General features: G+C 68.1%; 13 protein-coding genes. 10 read left to right on the forward strand and 3 right to left on the reverse strand.

The annotated features are described in order from the left end of the window. Positions 1–6 precede the first annotated feature (6 nt). Genes MRB58_RS09950 through MRB58_RS09960 form a run of 3 tightly spaced genes read right to left on the reverse strand, consistent with a single transcriptional unit; the run spans position 7 to position 2,903 of the window. Entirely contained in the window at positions 7–1,308 is a 1,302-nt protein-coding gene (locus MRB58_RS09950; RefSeq protein ID WP_244781554.1) for a TRAP transporter large permease, read from the reverse strand. Then, positions 1,308–1,901, reverse strand: coding sequence for a TRAP transporter small permease (locus MRB58_RS09955; RefSeq protein ID WP_244781555.1), 594 nt, complete (start codon positions 1,899–1,901; stop codon positions 1,308–1,310). Before MRB58_RS09955 ends, MRB58_RS09950 begins: the two co-directional genes overlap by 1 nt. Positions 1,902–1,904: 3 nt before the next feature. Continuing rightward, entirely contained in the window at positions 1,905–2,903 is a 999-nt protein-coding gene (locus tag MRB58_RS09960; RefSeq protein ID WP_244781556.1) for a TRAP transporter substrate-binding protein, read from the reverse strand. A 312-nt stretch (positions 2,904–3,215) separates the two neighbouring features. On the opposite strand from MRB58_RS09960, the gene MRB58_RS09965 reads away from it, so the two are divergent. The 10 genes from MRB58_RS09965 to MRB58_RS10010 all read left to right on the forward strand — a co-directional run bounded on the left by MRB58_RS09965 (position 3,216) and on the right by MRB58_RS10010 (position 14,352). Continuing rightward, positions 3,216–4,493 (forward strand): ABC transporter substrate-binding protein, encoded by a 1,278-nt coding sequence (locus MRB58_RS09965; RefSeq protein ID WP_244781557.1) that lies wholly within the window; start codon positions 3,216–3,218, stop codon positions 4,491–4,493. A gap of 13 nt (positions 4,494–4,506) precedes the next feature. Further along, complete coding sequence (locus MRB58_RS09970; protein WP_371747258.1) at positions 4,507–5,460, forward strand: carbohydrate ABC transporter permease; 954 nt, start codon at positions 4,507–4,509, stop codon at positions 5,458–5,460. Further along, complete coding sequence (locus tag MRB58_RS09975; RefSeq protein ID WP_244781558.1) at positions 5,457–6,287, forward strand: carbohydrate ABC transporter permease; 831 nt, start codon at positions 5,457–5,459, stop codon at positions 6,285–6,287. The genes MRB58_RS09970 and MRB58_RS09975 overlap by 4 nt, the downstream gene beginning before the upstream one ends. A 19-nt stretch (positions 6,288–6,306) precedes the next feature. After that, a complete protein-coding gene (locus MRB58_RS09980) occupies positions 6,307–7,386 on the forward strand; it encodes an ABC transporter ATP-binding protein (protein WP_244781559.1) in 1,080 nt (359 codons plus the stop codon). 210 nt (positions 7,387–7,596) lie between these two features. Beyond that, positions 7,597–9,189 (forward strand): ABC transporter substrate-binding protein, encoded by a 1,593-nt coding sequence (locus MRB58_RS09985; RefSeq protein ID WP_244781560.1) that lies wholly within the window; start codon positions 7,597–7,599, stop codon positions 9,187–9,189. Between the two features lie 82 nt (positions 9,190–9,271). After that, complete coding sequence (locus MRB58_RS09990; protein ID WP_244781561.1) at positions 9,272–10,252, forward strand: ABC transporter permease; 981 nt, start codon at positions 9,272–9,274, stop codon at positions 10,250–10,252. Further along, positions 10,249–11,127: an ABC transporter permease gene (locus MRB58_RS09995; protein WP_244781562.1), complete on the forward strand. Its 879-nt coding sequence runs from the start codon at positions 10,249–10,251 to the stop codon at positions 11,125–11,127. The genes MRB58_RS09990 and MRB58_RS09995 overlap by 4 nt, the downstream gene beginning before the upstream one ends. Beyond that, on the forward strand, positions 11,124–12,764 hold the full coding sequence (locus tag MRB58_RS10000; RefSeq protein WP_244781563.1) for an ABC transporter ATP-binding protein: 1,641 nt from the start codon (positions 11,124–11,126) through the stop codon (positions 12,762–12,764). The genes MRB58_RS09995 and MRB58_RS10000 overlap by 4 nt, the downstream gene beginning before the upstream one ends. Continuing rightward, a complete protein-coding gene (locus MRB58_RS10005; RefSeq protein WP_244781564.1) occupies positions 12,761–12,946 on the forward strand; it encodes a hypothetical protein in 186 nt (61 codons plus the stop codon). Before MRB58_RS10000 ends, MRB58_RS10005 begins: the two co-directional genes overlap by 4 nt. Further along, a complete protein-coding gene (locus MRB58_RS10010) occupies positions 12,943–14,352 on the forward strand; it encodes an amidase (protein WP_244781565.1) in 1,410 nt (469 codons plus the stop codon). Before MRB58_RS10005 ends, MRB58_RS10010 begins: the two co-directional genes overlap by 4 nt. Positions 14,353–14,393: the final 41 nt, after the last annotated feature.

The following is a 14,393-nucleotide window of genomic DNA, read 5'->3' on the forward strand; positions in this document are numbered from 1 at the left end:
GGTCCCTCAGCGCATCATCGTCTGCGGCAGGATCGTGACGATGCCCGGCACCAGGGTGATGATGACGAGCCCCAGCATCATCAGGAAGAAGAACGGGGCCGCAGCCTTGGTGATGTGCCATATGTCCCGCCCGCTCATGCCTTGCAGCACGAAGAGGTTGAAGCCCACCGGCGGGGTGATCTGCGCCGCTTCGACGACGATCACGCAGAAGATGCCGAACCACAGGAGGTCGATCCCGGCGGCCTTGACCATCGGCAGCACCACGGTGGCGGTCAGCACCAGCATCGACACCCCGTCCAGGAAGCAGCCGAGGATGATGTAGAAGACGCCCAGCACGAAGAGCAGCGCGTAGGGCGAAAGCTGCAGCGAATCCACCCACCCGGCAAGCTGGCGCGGGATCCCCGTAAAGCCCATCGCCATCGAAAGGAACGCCGCCGTCACCAGGATGAAAGTGATCATGCAGGAGGTGCGCACCGCGCCGAGCAGCGTGTCCATGAACGTCGCCGGAGTGAGGCTGCGGGAAAATGCGGCGAGGATCAGCGCGCCGATGACGCCGACGGTGGCAGCCTCCGTCGGTGTGGCGTAGCCGCCGTAGATCGAGCCGAGCACGGCGAAGATGAGGAGCATCACCGGAATGAGGAAGCGCGAGCGCCACAGCTTTTCGCGCAAGGGAAGCTTATCGGTGTCGGCGGGGGTCAGCTCGGGGCGGATCCACGACCAGATCATGACGTAGGCCATGAAGAGGCCGATCAGGAGGAGGCCCGGCAGCACGCCCGCCATGAAGAGGCGCGAGATCGATTGCTGCGAGATGACGCCGTAGACGATCAGCATGATCGACGGCGGGATCAGGAGCCCCAGGGTGCCCGATCCGGCGAGGGTGCCGAGGATCATCCGCTCGTCGTAGCCGCGGGATTTCAGCTCCGGCAGCGAGATACGGCCGACGGTGGCGCAGGTGACGGCGGAAGAGCCGGCCACCGCCGCCATGATGCCGCAGCCGACGATGTTGACGTGGACCAGCCGCCCCGGCAGCCAGGAGAGCCAGGCCGAAAGGCCCATGAACATGTCCTGGCTGAGGCGGGTGCGGAACAGGATCTCGCCCATCCACACGAACAGCGGCAGCGCGGTGAGCGCCCAGTTCCAGGACGAATCCCAGACGGTGGAGGCGAGGAGCGAACCGGCCGGGGCCGGGGTGAAGAACTCCAGCGCCACCCAGCCGACGATGCCGAGCGAGACGGCGATCCAGACGCCGCCCGCCAGCAGGATCAGCATGACGGCCAGGAGGACGATGGAAACGACGCCGGCAGCCATCAGATGGAACGCTCCGCGTTGGCCGGCACGCCGGCATCGGGGACGACACTCTCGACGGGTTCACCCGCGAGCACGCCCTCTTCGGTCTGGTACCCGGGCGTTCCGCCCTGGAGCACGATGATCAGCTCGTCCACGAAGGCGATCGCCAGCAAGGTGCCGCCGGTCGCCATGCCGAGCTGCGGGATCCAGAACGGCGCCGCGATCAGCCCGGGAGAGACGTCGCCGAATTGGTACGACTGAAGCACCAGCTTGATGGCGAAGTACGTGAAGTAGGCCGAGGCGGCGAGGCCGATGAGGCAGCACACCACCTCGACCCCCCGCTTCAGGACCGCCGGCAGCGCGCGCGTCGCCAGGGTGACGCGCACGTGGGTGCCGGCTTTGAGCGTATAGGCGAGGCCCAGGAAGGTGGAGGCGGCCATGCAGAAGCCGGCCAACTCCGTCCCGTCGATGGTCACGCCGGCAAAGCGGCCGATGATCTGCGCGATGATACTGAGCGCGATCCCCATGAGAAACAGACCGGCGAGAACGCCGCTCACGAGATAGACCCCGTCCAGCGATTGGCGCAGGGGTCCGCTTCGGCCGCTGTCAGCCATGGACTACTCCAGGCCCTGCGCCTGGAAGTAGGGGGTGACGGCCTCGATCGCCTCGGGGCTTGCGCTCTCCTTCCAGGTGACGAGCATCTTGCCGCCGATCGTCTTCATCTTCTCGATCAGCCAGTCGGGTGCCTGGCTCACGGTCATGCCGTTGTCGGCCAGGATGCCCTGCTGCTCCTTGTTGGTCGCTTCGGACATCTCCCAGCCCCGCTTCTCGGCGGCGACGGCGGCGTCGAGGACGACCTTCTGCGTGGCCTCGTCGAGGGCGTCGAACGCGGCGCTGGAGACGACGACGGCGTTCTTGGTGTAGATCGCGCCGGCGTCGGTGAAGTGGTCGGTGTTGTCCCAGGCCTGGATGTCGATGCCGGTCTGCGGGCTGGTGAACAGCGCCTCGATCAGGCCGGTGGAGAAGGCCTGCGGGATCTCGGCGAACGGCAGGATCGTTGCCTGGAAGCCGAGGAGTTCACCCATCTCCTGCGTCGACGTCGAGTAGATGCGCAGCTTCACGCCCTCGAGGTCGCTCGCCTCCTCGATCGGGAACTTCGTATAGAAGCCCTGGCCCGGCCACGGCGTATAGTAGAGCACCTTCATGCCCGCATCGCCGAACAGCTTGTCGAAGTAGGGCTTCTGCGCGTCCTTCAGGTCCCACGCCGTCGCGTAGGTCGGGGCGACGAAGGGCAGGCCGGCGAGGATGTACATCGGATCCTCGTTGCCATAGACGCCCAGGCGCAGTTCGCCGATGGGGATCTGGCCGGACTGGATCGCGCGCTTGATGGAATCGAGCTTGATGAGCGAGTCGTTCGGCTGCAGGTCGATGGTCAGCTCGCCGCCGCTCTTCTCCTCCACTTCCTCGATGAACATGCGGATGTTCTTGGTGTGGAAGTTGTCCTCCGGATACCCCGAGGCCATCAGCCAGGTGGTCGCGGCGCTGGCCGGTCCGGCGGCCGTCAGGGCAGCGAGGCCCAGCGCGGCTGCGATTTTGCGCGTTCCGCTCAGTTTCATCGTGCTCTCCTCATTCGGTTTAGCGTCGCCCGGGGGCGGGATCACTCGGCACTCGTGCATTTGGCATGCCACTTTGGTCGTGGCCCGGCGTCGCGCCGAATTCACCTCTGCGGAGATTGACCGCGGCGATCAGCATCCGTCCAGAGAAACCGTCGAGATTCGCGGCTCTTCTGCGGCGGGCGCGCGGCGGATGCACGAATTGCATGCCAACGCTACGGGCAGAAACTGCAACCCAGTGGTTGACGTCATGCGACAACTCATCGACTCCAGGACAAGGCCGATGATGCCGCGATATCGAGGGGGATTGGCACTATGCGACGGACGTCAGCTGTTGCGCTCGGTATCGCCTGGGCCGGCCTCGCGGGGGTCGCGACGCCACCGCATGCCGAAGCGGCGACCCTCTCCCTCGCATGCAGCGCCCTCGGCATCGAGCTGCGCCTGTGCACCGAGACGGCGAACCAGTGGGCCCGGGAAACCGGCCACACCGTCGAGATCGTCTCCACCCCGAACTCGGCGACCGAACGACTGGCGCTCTACCAGCAGATCCTCTCCGCCGGCGGCGACGACATCGACGTCTATCAGATCGACGTGATCTGGCCGGGGTTGCTGGGCGAGCACTTCGTCGACCTGCGGCCCAAGCTGCTGGGCTCGGAAAAGGCGCACTTCCCGGCGCTGATCGAGAGCAGCGTTGTCGACGGCGAGTTGAAGGCGATACCCTGGTTCGCCGATGCGGGGCTCCTCTACTATCGCGCCGACCTGCTGGAGAAATACGGCGCCGCGCCCCCCGCCACCTGGGCCGAGCTGACCGAGGTCGCCACCACCGTGATGGATGGCGAGCGCGCCGCCGGGCAGGACGAGATGTGGGGCTACGTCTTCCAAGGCCGCGCCTACGAGGGGCTCACCTGCAACGCTCTGGAATGGGTCGACAGCTTCGGCGGCGGCACCTTCGTCGATGGGAACGGCGAGGTCACGGCCGACAACCCGCAGGCGGTGGCGGCGCTGGAGACGGCCGCGGGCTGGATCGGCACCATCACGCCGACCGGGGTGCTGAACTACTCCGAGGAAGAGTCCCGCAGCCTGTTCCAGAGCGGCAACGCCGTTTTCATGCGCAACTGGCCCTATGCCTACGCACTGGCCAACTCACCCGCCAGCATGGTGAACGGCCGGGTCGACGTGACGGCGCTGCCGCGGGGCGGGGCGGACGGCAGCCACACCGGCACCCTCGGCGGGCAGCTTCTGGCCGTGTCGCGCTATTCCCGGAACCCGGACATCGCGATCAACCTGGTGCGCTACCTCACCTCGCGCGTGGTGCAGCAGCGGCGCGCCACCGAGGGCGGCTTCATCCCGACGATCCCGGCACTCTACGAGGACGAGCAGGTGCGCGCGCGCCTGCCCTATCTGGACGCGATATACGAGACCTTTTCCGCCGCCGTCGCCCGGCCCTCGTCGCAGACGAAAGACAAGTACAATCGGGTCTCCAACGCCGTGTTCAACGCCGTCCACACGGTGCTGTCGGGCGAGATGGCGCCGGCTGAGGCGCTGTCGGAGCTGGACGGCGAGTTGAACCGGATCAAGCGCCGCGGCTGGTAGGCCCGGCGCCTGGATGCTGCCGCGCCCGGCCATCGGCCAAGCCCCTCGCCGCCCGGCCCGCCGCGGCGAGCTGACCCGCGCCAAGGTGCGCTCCGCCGCGCTGCTCCTGGCGCCGATGCTGGTGGTGCTCGCCGGCGTCGCGCTTTGGCCGTTGCTGCGAACAATGGCCTTTGCCTTCACCGACGCGACGCTCTCGTCGATGGACGAGGCGGCCTTCATCGGCCTGGAGAACTTCTACAACCCCAGCTGGGGCGGTCTGCTCACGGATCCGACATGGTGGAACGCCGTGGGCAACACGGTGCGCTTCACGCTGATCTCGGTCAGTCTGGAGCTGGTGTTCGGCCTCGTCGTCGCGCTGACGCTCGACGTGCCTTTTCCCGGCCGGGGCGCGGTGCGGGCCATCGTGCTCATCCCGTGGGCGATCCCGACGATCGTCTCGGCGCAGATGTGGGCCTGGATGCTGAACGATCAGTTCGGCGTCATCAACGCGATGCTGATGGGCCTCGGTCTGATCGCCGCGCCCGTCGCCTGGACCGCCGATCCCGACACCGCGATGCTCGCCGTCGTCATGGTGGACGTGTGGAAGGCGACGCCGTTCATGGCGCTCCTCATCCTCGCCGCGCTGCAGATGCTGCCGCGCGACTGCTACGAGGCGGCGCGGGTCGACGGCATCTCCCCGGTGACGGTCTTCTTTCGCGTCACGCTGCCGCTGATCTACCCGGCGATCGCCGTGGCCGTGATCTTCCGCGGGCTCGACGCGATGCGGGTGTTCGACCTCATCTACGTCCTCACCTCCAACGCCGAGGGCACGATGTCGATGTCGGTCTATGCGCGCCAGCAACTGGTCGACTTCCAGGACGTCGGCTACGGGTCCGCGGCGGCGACGCTGCTCTTCTTCATCATCGCGCTGCTCACCATCGCCTACATCGTCGTGGGCCGCGTCGACCTTTCGGGAGAGCGGGCGTGAAGGGGTGGCGTCTGTCCGGCAAGGTCGCCTTCGCGGCGCTGGTCGGGCTCATCGTGGCGGTGTCGCTCTTTCCCTTCTACTACGCCGTGGTGTCGAGCTTCACGCCGCCGTCGCAGCTCTTCGCGGTGCACGTGCTGCCGCAGGCGACGCTCGAAAACTACCGCGCCGTGTTCCGCGACCAACCGTTCGGCCGCAACATCCTCAACTCGGTCGTGGTGGCGGGGGCGGTAGTCGCCATCTCGCTGGCGCTCGGCGTGACGGCGGCGTTCGCCCTGGCGCGCATCCGGTTCCGGGGGCGCGGGCTGCTGCTCATGACCATCCTCGCCGTGTCGATGTTTCCGCAGGTGGCGGTGCTATCGGGCATGTTCGAGCTGGTGCGCTGGCTGGGGCTCTACAACGCGCTCGGCAGCCTCGTTCTCGCCAACCTCATCCTCACGCTACCCTTCACCGTGTGGGTCCTGACGACCTTCATGCGCCAGCTTCCGACCGAGCTGGAGGAGGCCGCCTACGTCGACGGGGCGACGCCGCTGGAGGTCATCGTGCGGATCTTCCTGCCGCTCCTGTGGCCGGCGATGGTGACGACGGGGCTCCTCTCCTTCATCGTCGCGTGGAACGAGTTCCTGTTCGCGCTCACCTTCACCCTCTCCAACGACGTGCGAACGGTGCCCGTCGCCATCGCGCTGCTGAGCGGCAGCAGCGCCTACGAGTTGCCGTGGGGGAGCATCATGGCCGCGTCGGTGATCGTCACGGTGCCGCTGATCGCCCTCGTCCTGGTGTTCCAGCGCAAGATCGTCGGCGGGTTGGCCGCCGGGGCGGTGAAGGGATGAGCCGCTTGGAGGACGCGCGATGGTGACGCTGGCGCTGCGCGGCATCTGCAAGGCGTACCGCGACGTCGAGGTGCTGCACGACATCGACCTCGACATCGCGGACGGCGAGTTCGTAGTCTTCGTCGGCCCCTCGGGCTGCGGCAAGTCCACCCTCCTGCGCCTGATCGCCGGGCTCGACGATGCGACCGACGGCGACATCCTGATCGACGGTGCACGGGTGAACGCCTTGCCGCCGGTGCAGCGCGGTGTCGCGATGGTGTTCCAGACCTACGCACTCTACCCGCACATGACGGTGTTCAAGAACATGGCGTTCGGTCTGCGCCGGTCGGGGCTGGGTCGCGCGGGCGTGCGGCGGCGGGTCGAGGAGGCGGCCGAGGCGCTGGAGCTGACACCGCTCTTGGGGCGCCTGCCGCGTGAACTCTCCGGCGGGCAGCGCCAGCGCGTCGCCATCGGCCGGGCGATCGTGCGCGACCCCGAGCTCTTCCTGCTCGACGAGCCGCTCTCCAACCTCGACGCCGGACTGCGGGCCCAGACCCGGCTGGAGATCCAGCGGCTGCACCGGCGTCTCGACGCGACGATGATCTATGTCACCCACGATCAGGTGGAGGCGATGACCCTGGCCGATCGCATCGTCGTCCTCAACCGTGGGCGGGTCGAACAGGCCGGCGCCCCGCTCGATCTCTACCGCCGTCCGGCCAATCTCTTCGTCGCCACCTTCCTCGGCGCCCCGACGATGAACCTGCGCGCGATGGCGGTGGTCGAGGCCGCGCCGGGCAGCGTCCGCCTCACGGGTGAGGGCGTCACCCTCACGCTGCCGCGGCGCGTCGATGCCGCCGCCGGCGAGATGCTGACCGTCGGAATCCGGCCGGAAGACATCGCCGTCGTCGCCCCCGGCGAGGGACCGTTCCAGGGCACCGTGGAACTGATCGAGGCGCTCGGCGAAAGCCACCTCGTCCACGTGCGCGAGGCGGGCGGCGCGGTCACGGTGGTGCGCGTCGCCGGCGACCCCGTGCGGCGCGAAGGAGAGGTGATCTGTTTGCGTGCAGACGATGCGAAGGTGCACCTCTTTGCGGCAGACGGGGTCACACTCGCGCCATAAGGGTTGATGGGCCGACGAAAGCGCGAGAGTCGGCGGGTGTTTAATGTTTAGACGCGTTGCCTAGCGATTCTGTTAAAATTTGTGCACCCTGCCCCCCTCCTGACCATTCGTGATCAAAACGAAAGCGGATAAGAATCGCGTGAACGAGCGCTGATGTCTCACGGCGCTGAGGCAGCCGCTTGGAATCGACTTCAATCGAACGGGGAGCCTATGTCGTCTTTCAAGACTATGCTGGCCGCTGTCGGCGTTGCCGTCGGCCTGGTGGCGACACCTGTCGTCGCTCAGGAGAGCGGCGGAACCATGGTGATGGTCGTCCAGCCGGAGCCGCCCAACCTCGCCCCCTACCTGTCGACCTCCGGCCCGATCGGCCAGGTCGCGGCGAAGGTCTATGAGGGCCTGATCACGGTCGGGGACGATTTCGAGATCGAGCCCGGCCTCGCCAAGTCCTGGGAGGTCAGCGAAGACGGCCTCACCATCACCTTCCATCTCCAGGAAGGCGTCACCTGGCACGACGGTGAGCCGTTCACCTCGGCCGACGTGCAGTTCGGCATCATGGACGTCCTGCGCGAGATCCACCCGCGCGGCGGTTCGACGCTGAACGTCGTCGAGTCGGTCGACACGCCGGACGAGATGACCGCGGTCTTCCACCTCTCCGAGCCGGCGCCCTACCTTCTGGTCTCGCTGAACGGCTACGAGAGCCCGATCGTCGCCAAGCACATCTTCGAGGGTGGCGACCCGCGCGAGAACGAGACGGCCAACAAGCCGATCGGCACCGGCCCGTTCAAGTTCACCGAGTGGCGCAAGGGCCAGTACGTCCGCCTCGACAAGAACGAGGACTACTGGCAGGAGGGCAAGCCCTACCTCGACCGCCTCGTGGTGCGCTTCATCGGTGACGCGGCCACCCGCACCGCCGCGATGGAGAGCGAAGAGATCCAGTACGCCGCGTTCGGCGCCGTGCCCTACTTCGACGTCGAGCGGATGGAGGCGCTGCCCTACATCAGCGTGACGACGAACGGCTACGGCTACATCGCGCCGCTGATGCAGATCCAGTTCAACACCGCCGCGAAGCCCTTCGACGATCCGAAGGTGCGGCAGGCGATCTCGTACGCGCTGGACCGTCAGTTCATCATCGACAACATCTGGTTCGGCTTCGGTAAGCCCGCCACCGGCCCGATCTCCTCTCTCTTCGAGCCCACCGGCCTCTACACCGACGACGTCATCGACTTCACGGTCGACGACCGCATGGAAAAGGCGGCCGCGTTGCTCGACGAGGCTGGCTACCCGGCCGACGGCGGCCCGCGCTTCTCCGTGACCTTCGACTCCATCCCCTATGGCGAGGAGTGGAACCGTCTCGGCGAGTACGTGAAGCAGGCACTCGGCGAGCTCGACATCGAGGTCGACCTGCGGGTCGAGGACGTGCCCACCTGGCTGAAGCGCCTCTACACCGACTACGACTACGAGTTCTCGTCCAACTTCCTGTACGGTCTGCCGGACCCGGTTCTCGGCGTGCATCGCCAGTTCCACTCCAACCAGATCCGCCAGGGTACGGTGTTCGTGAACGCCATGGGCTGGTCGACCCCGGAGACCGACGAGCTGATGGACAAGGCGTCCGTCGAGTCCGACCCCGCCAAGCGCGCCGAGCTCTACGCCGAGTTCCAGAAGCTGATCGTCGAGGCTTCGCCGATCGCCTTCATGCACGAGATGGAGTTCGTCACGGTCTACAACAGCAAGCTGCACGGCCCGGGCGAAACCGGCCCGCTCGGCGTCTACACCAGCTTCGTCGACTTCTGGCTGGAGCAGTAACAGCGTTGGATTGGCCGCCGGCTTGCACCGGCGGCCAATCGTGTCCGGCGCACTTCGCGCCCTACAAAAAATCGGAGGGCTGATGCCCAACGCACGACTGCGCTACGTCGCGCGCCGGATCGTCCAGGCGATCCCGATTCTCCTGGCGATCATCATTCTCAATTTCTGTCTGCTGAAGCTCGCCCCCGGCGATGCGGTCGACGTTCTGGCCGGTGAGGCCGGGTCCGCGACGCCCGAATACATGGAGCAGCTTCGCGCCAAATTCGGCCTCGACCAGCCACTGCCCATCCAGCTCGCCAACTATATCGGCCGCGTGGCCGTCGGCGACCTCGGCTATTCCTTCCGGCACGAGATGCCCGTTTGGGAGCTCATCCTCCAGCGGCTCGGCCCCACCATGATCCTCATGGTGACGACGATCGTCCTGTCGGTCGGTGTCGGCGCCATCCTCGGCCTGCTCGCCGCGGTCAATCTCAACACCTGGCGCGACAGCCTCATCTCCGTGCTGGCGCTCGTCAGCTACGCGACGCCGCTCTTCTGGGTCGGCTTGATGCTGATCGTCGTCTTTTCCATCAACCTCGGCTGGTTCCCGACCTCCGGGATGGAAAACTTCGCTGAGTTCAATGAGGGCTGGGACCGCGTGTGGGACATCGCGCACCACCTGGTGCTGCCGGCCGTCACGCTCTCGCTCTTCTACCTGGCGCTCTACACGCGCCTCATGCGCGCCTCGATGCTCGAGCAGTCGGGGATGGACTACGTCACCACCGCCCGCGCCAAAGGCGTCAAGGAAAGCCGCATCACCTTCCGCCACGTTCTGCGCAACGCGCTCCTGCCGGTCGTCACCATGGCGGGCGTGCAGGTCTCGGCCATCATCGGCGGCTCGGTGATCGTGGAGACGGTGTTCGGGTGGCCCGGTCTCGGCCAGCTCGCCTACGAGTCCCTCTTCGCGCGCGACCTCAACCTTCTTCTCGGCATCTTCCTGCTCTCTGCCGTGATCGTCCTGGTGGTGAACCTTTTGGTCGACATCCTCTACACGTTCCTCGATCCGCGGATTGAGCTGTCGTGACGGACGCGGCAACCGCAACCCTCACCGCGCCCCCGCAACGCTTCGCGTTCTGGCGGCGCTTCGCCCGGAACAAGTCGGCCGTCGTCGGCCTCGTGTTCCTGATCCTCGTCCTGCTGATGGCGGCGCTGGCGCCGATTCTCTACCCTGCGGACCCGTTCTCGCTGGCCGGCCGGCCGATGCTGCCGCCGCTGTCCGAGGGCTTCCCGCTCGGCACCGACACGCTCGGCCGCGACATCGCCGCCGCCATCGCCCACGGTGCGCGCACGTCGCTGATGATCGGCGTCATCGCGACGCTGGTGGCGGTCGCGCTCGGCACCCTGATGGGGGGCCTCGCCGGCTACTACGGCGGCTGGATCGACGATATCCTGATGCGCATCACGGAGGTCTTTCAGACCATCCCGTCGTTCATCTTCGCGATCCTGCTCGTCGCGATCCTGACCCCGTCGATCGAGAACGTGGTGATCGCCATCGCGGTGGTCTCCTGGCCGCCGTTGGCCCGCCTGGTGCGGGGCGAGTTCATCTCGCTGCGCAACCGCGAGTTCGTGCAGGCCAACGTGCTGATGGGCATGCCCGACTGGAAGATCATCGTCGTGCAGATCCTGCCCAACGCGATCTCGCCGATCATCGTCGCCGGCTCGCTCCTGGTCGCCACCGCGATCCTGATCGAGAGCGCGCTCGCCTTCCTCGGCCTCGGCGATCCCAACGTGATGAGCTGGGGCTTCGAGGTCGGCGCCGGCCGTACCGTGCTGCGCCGCGCGTGGTGGATCTGCACCTTCCCCGGCATCGCCATCCTGTTGACGGTTCTCGCCATCAACCTCGTCGGCGAGGGTCTCAACGATGCCCTGAACCCGCGGCTGAGGGAGCGTTCGTCATGACCGCGCCGCTGCTCGATATCCGCGGCCTGTCGATCGCGCTGCCGAAAGGCGCCGACCGCACCTACGCCGTGGAAGACCTCAATATCACCGTCAATCCGGGCGAGATCACCTGCGTGGTGGGCGAGTCCGGGTCGGGTAAGTCGCTTACCGCGCGCGCCGCGATGGGCCTCCTGCCGCCGAAGGTGGAGACCACCGCCGGCGAGATCATGTTCGAGGGGCGCGACCTCCTGAAGCTGACGCCCAACGAGCGCCGGCTGATGCGGGCCGAAAAGCTCTCGATGATCTTCCAGGAGCCGATGACGGCCCTGAACCCGCTGATGACCGTGGGCAAGCAGATCGACGAGGTGCTGACGGTCCACACCAAGTTCAGCGGGCGGGAGCGACGGCAAAAGATCCTCGACCTCTTCGCCGAGGTGCAACTGCCGAACCCGCCGCGGATCATGGCCGCCTACCCGCACCAGCTCTCCGGCGGCCAGCGGCAGCGCGCGATGATCGCGATGGCGCTCATCCTCGACCCGAAGATCCTGGTCGCGGACGAGCCCACCACCGCGCTCGACGTCACCACCCAGGCACAGATCCTGCGCCTGATCCGCGAGCTGCAGGAGCGGCACGGCACCGGCGTCATGTTCATCACGCACGACTTCGGCGTGGTGGCGGAGATCGCCGACCAGATCGCCGTGATGCAGTACGGCAAGCTGGTGGAGGTCGGCTCGGCGGAGCAGATCCTCAACGCCCCGCGCGAGGACTACACCAAGGCCTTGATCGGCGCCGTGCCGAGCCTGACGCCGCGCGCCGCCCGGTCCGGCTTCGGCCGGCGGATGCTCACCGTCGAAGGGCTGAACAAGATCTACCGCTCCGGCGGTGGGCTGTTCGGCAAGGGCTCGTCCTTCCATGCCGCCAAGGACGTGAGCTTCACGCTCGACCGCGGCGAGACGCTCGGGATCGTCGGTGAATCGGGCTCCGGCAAGACCACCGTGGCGCGCTGCCTGGTGCGGCTCCTGCAACCCGATACCGGAAAAATCGACCTCGACGGGGTCGACATCGCGGCGATGGACCGGCGCGCGCTGAAACCGCACCGCAACCGCGTGCAGATGGTCTTCCAGGATCCCTACGCCTCGCTCAACCCGCGGCGGAAGGTGGCGGACATCCTGGTCGAGGGGCCGATCAACCTCGGCAAGCCCGCCCGCAAGGCGCACGAACGGGCGCGCGAGCTGCTCGACCTCGTCGGCCTCGACCCGCGCGTCGCGGAACGCTACCCGCACGAGTTCTCCGGCGGGCAGCGCCAGCGTATCGGCCTCGCCCGCGCGCTCGCGCTGGAGCCGGAGGTGCTGGTCGCCGACGAGCCGGTCTCCGCGCTCGACGTGTCGGTCCAGGCGCAGGTCCTGAAGCTCATGGAGGAGATCCGCGAGCGGCTCGGCCTGTCGATGGTCTTCATCACGCACGACCTGCGGGTCGCCGCCCAGGTGTGCGACAAGATCATCGTCATGCAGCGGGGCGAGGTGGTGGAGGCCGGCGCCACCGCCGGCGTCTTCGCCGCGCCGTCCCACGCCTACACGCGCGAGCTGTTCGCCTCGATCCCGGGTCGGGAGTGGTCGACCTCGACCGAGGGGCCGGCTGCGGCCACGGCGCCCGCGTGAGCGGGCCCGACTGGCGCGCGATCCTGACGGCGCAGGGCATCGATCCCGCCGTCGTGGATCAGGCCGAGGAGACCGCCGCCGCCCTGGCGACGGTCGCCGCCGCCTTGCCACACGCACCGAGCGAGGCCGCGGCGCCACTCGACATCATGCCCCTGCTCATCGCCGGGCGGGAGGACACGTGAACGAGACACTCGGCGCCTCGCTGGAGGCGATCCTGGCCGCGGTGGCCACCCGAACGGTCAGCGCGGCGGACCTCGCCGAGACCCACCTCGCGGCGCTGGAGCGCATCTCCGGTCCGCTCAACGCCGTCGCCCGGCTGGAGCCAGAGGCCGCGCGCGCCGGAGCGCAGGCGCTGGACCGGCGCCTTGCCGCCGGCGAGCCGGTCGGCCCACTGGCCGGCGCGCCACTCGCCCACAAGGACCTCTACGACCGCGCCGGCCGGCTGTCCGAGGCCGGGTCGCGGATCCTTGCCGGCCGCGTCGCCGAGACGACCGCTCACGCGGTGACCCGCCTCGACGCCGCCGACGCGCTCGACCTCGGCCGCCTCAACACCGTCGAGTTCGCGCTCGGCACCGAGGGGCGCAACATCCACACCGGCCCGCCCCGCAACCCGTGGAACACGGCGCATTCGACCGGCGGCTCGTCCAGCGGGTCGGGCGCGGCGGTGGCGTCGGGGGCGATCCCCGCCGCGATGGGCTCCGATACCGGCGGCTCCATCCGCCTGCCGGCGGCAGCCTGCGGGCTCGTCGGCCTCAAGCCGACCGCCGGGCGCGTCGGCCGCTCCGGCATCTTCCCGCTCTCCGGCAGCCTCGACACCGCCGGTCCGCTCTGCCGCACCGTGCGCGATACCGCGCTGATGCTCTGCGCGCTCGCCGGCCCCGACCCCGCCGACCCGCAGTCCGTGGACGCGCCGTTCGGCGATCCGCTGGCCGGCATCGAGGACGGCTACGAGGGCCTGCGCTTCGGCGTCGCCCGGAGCTACTTCTTCGATCCCGTCACGACCACGGTCGGCGCCCGCCTCGAGGCGGCGATCGCGGCGATGGCGTCCGAAGGCGCCGCCATTCGCGACGTCGCCCTGCCGGGGATCGAGGTCGCCAACCGGCTGACCCTGACGATGATCGCGGTGGAGGCTTCGGCGCAGCACCGTGAGTGGCTGGCGACCCGCGCGGCCGACTATGGCGCCGAGACGCTGACCCGCCTCGTCGGCGGTGCCTTCGTGCCGGCCCAGGCCTACCTCGCGGCGGTGATGCATCGCCGCACGCTCCTCGCGGCGGCGCTCGCCGGACCGTTCGCCGAGGTCGACATCGTCGCCACCCCGGCCTGGCCGATGGAGGTGCCGCAGATCGTGCCGTACAACACGCCGGGCTTCGCGGGAAAAGTGTCGGACAGCGGGCACTGCTCGCGGCCCTTCAACTTCCTCGGCCTTCCCGCGCTCGTGCTGCCCGTCGGTCTGGACGGGAACGGCGTCCCGGTGGCCATCCAGCTCGTGGCCCGGCCCTTCGCCGAGCGCAAGCTGCTGCGTGCGGCGCGCGCGCTGGAGCGGACGCTCCGCTTTCACGAGAGCCATCGGCCGACCGTTACGGCGTAGCCGGCCGGTCGCACCTGCGGGCGGGCGGTCGACCCGCCCGG

The sequence above is a fragment of the Acuticoccus sp. I52.16.1 genome, assembly GCF_022865125.1.
Classification (GTDB): Bacteria; Pseudomonadota; Alphaproteobacteria; order Rhizobiales; family Amorphaceae; genus Acuticoccus.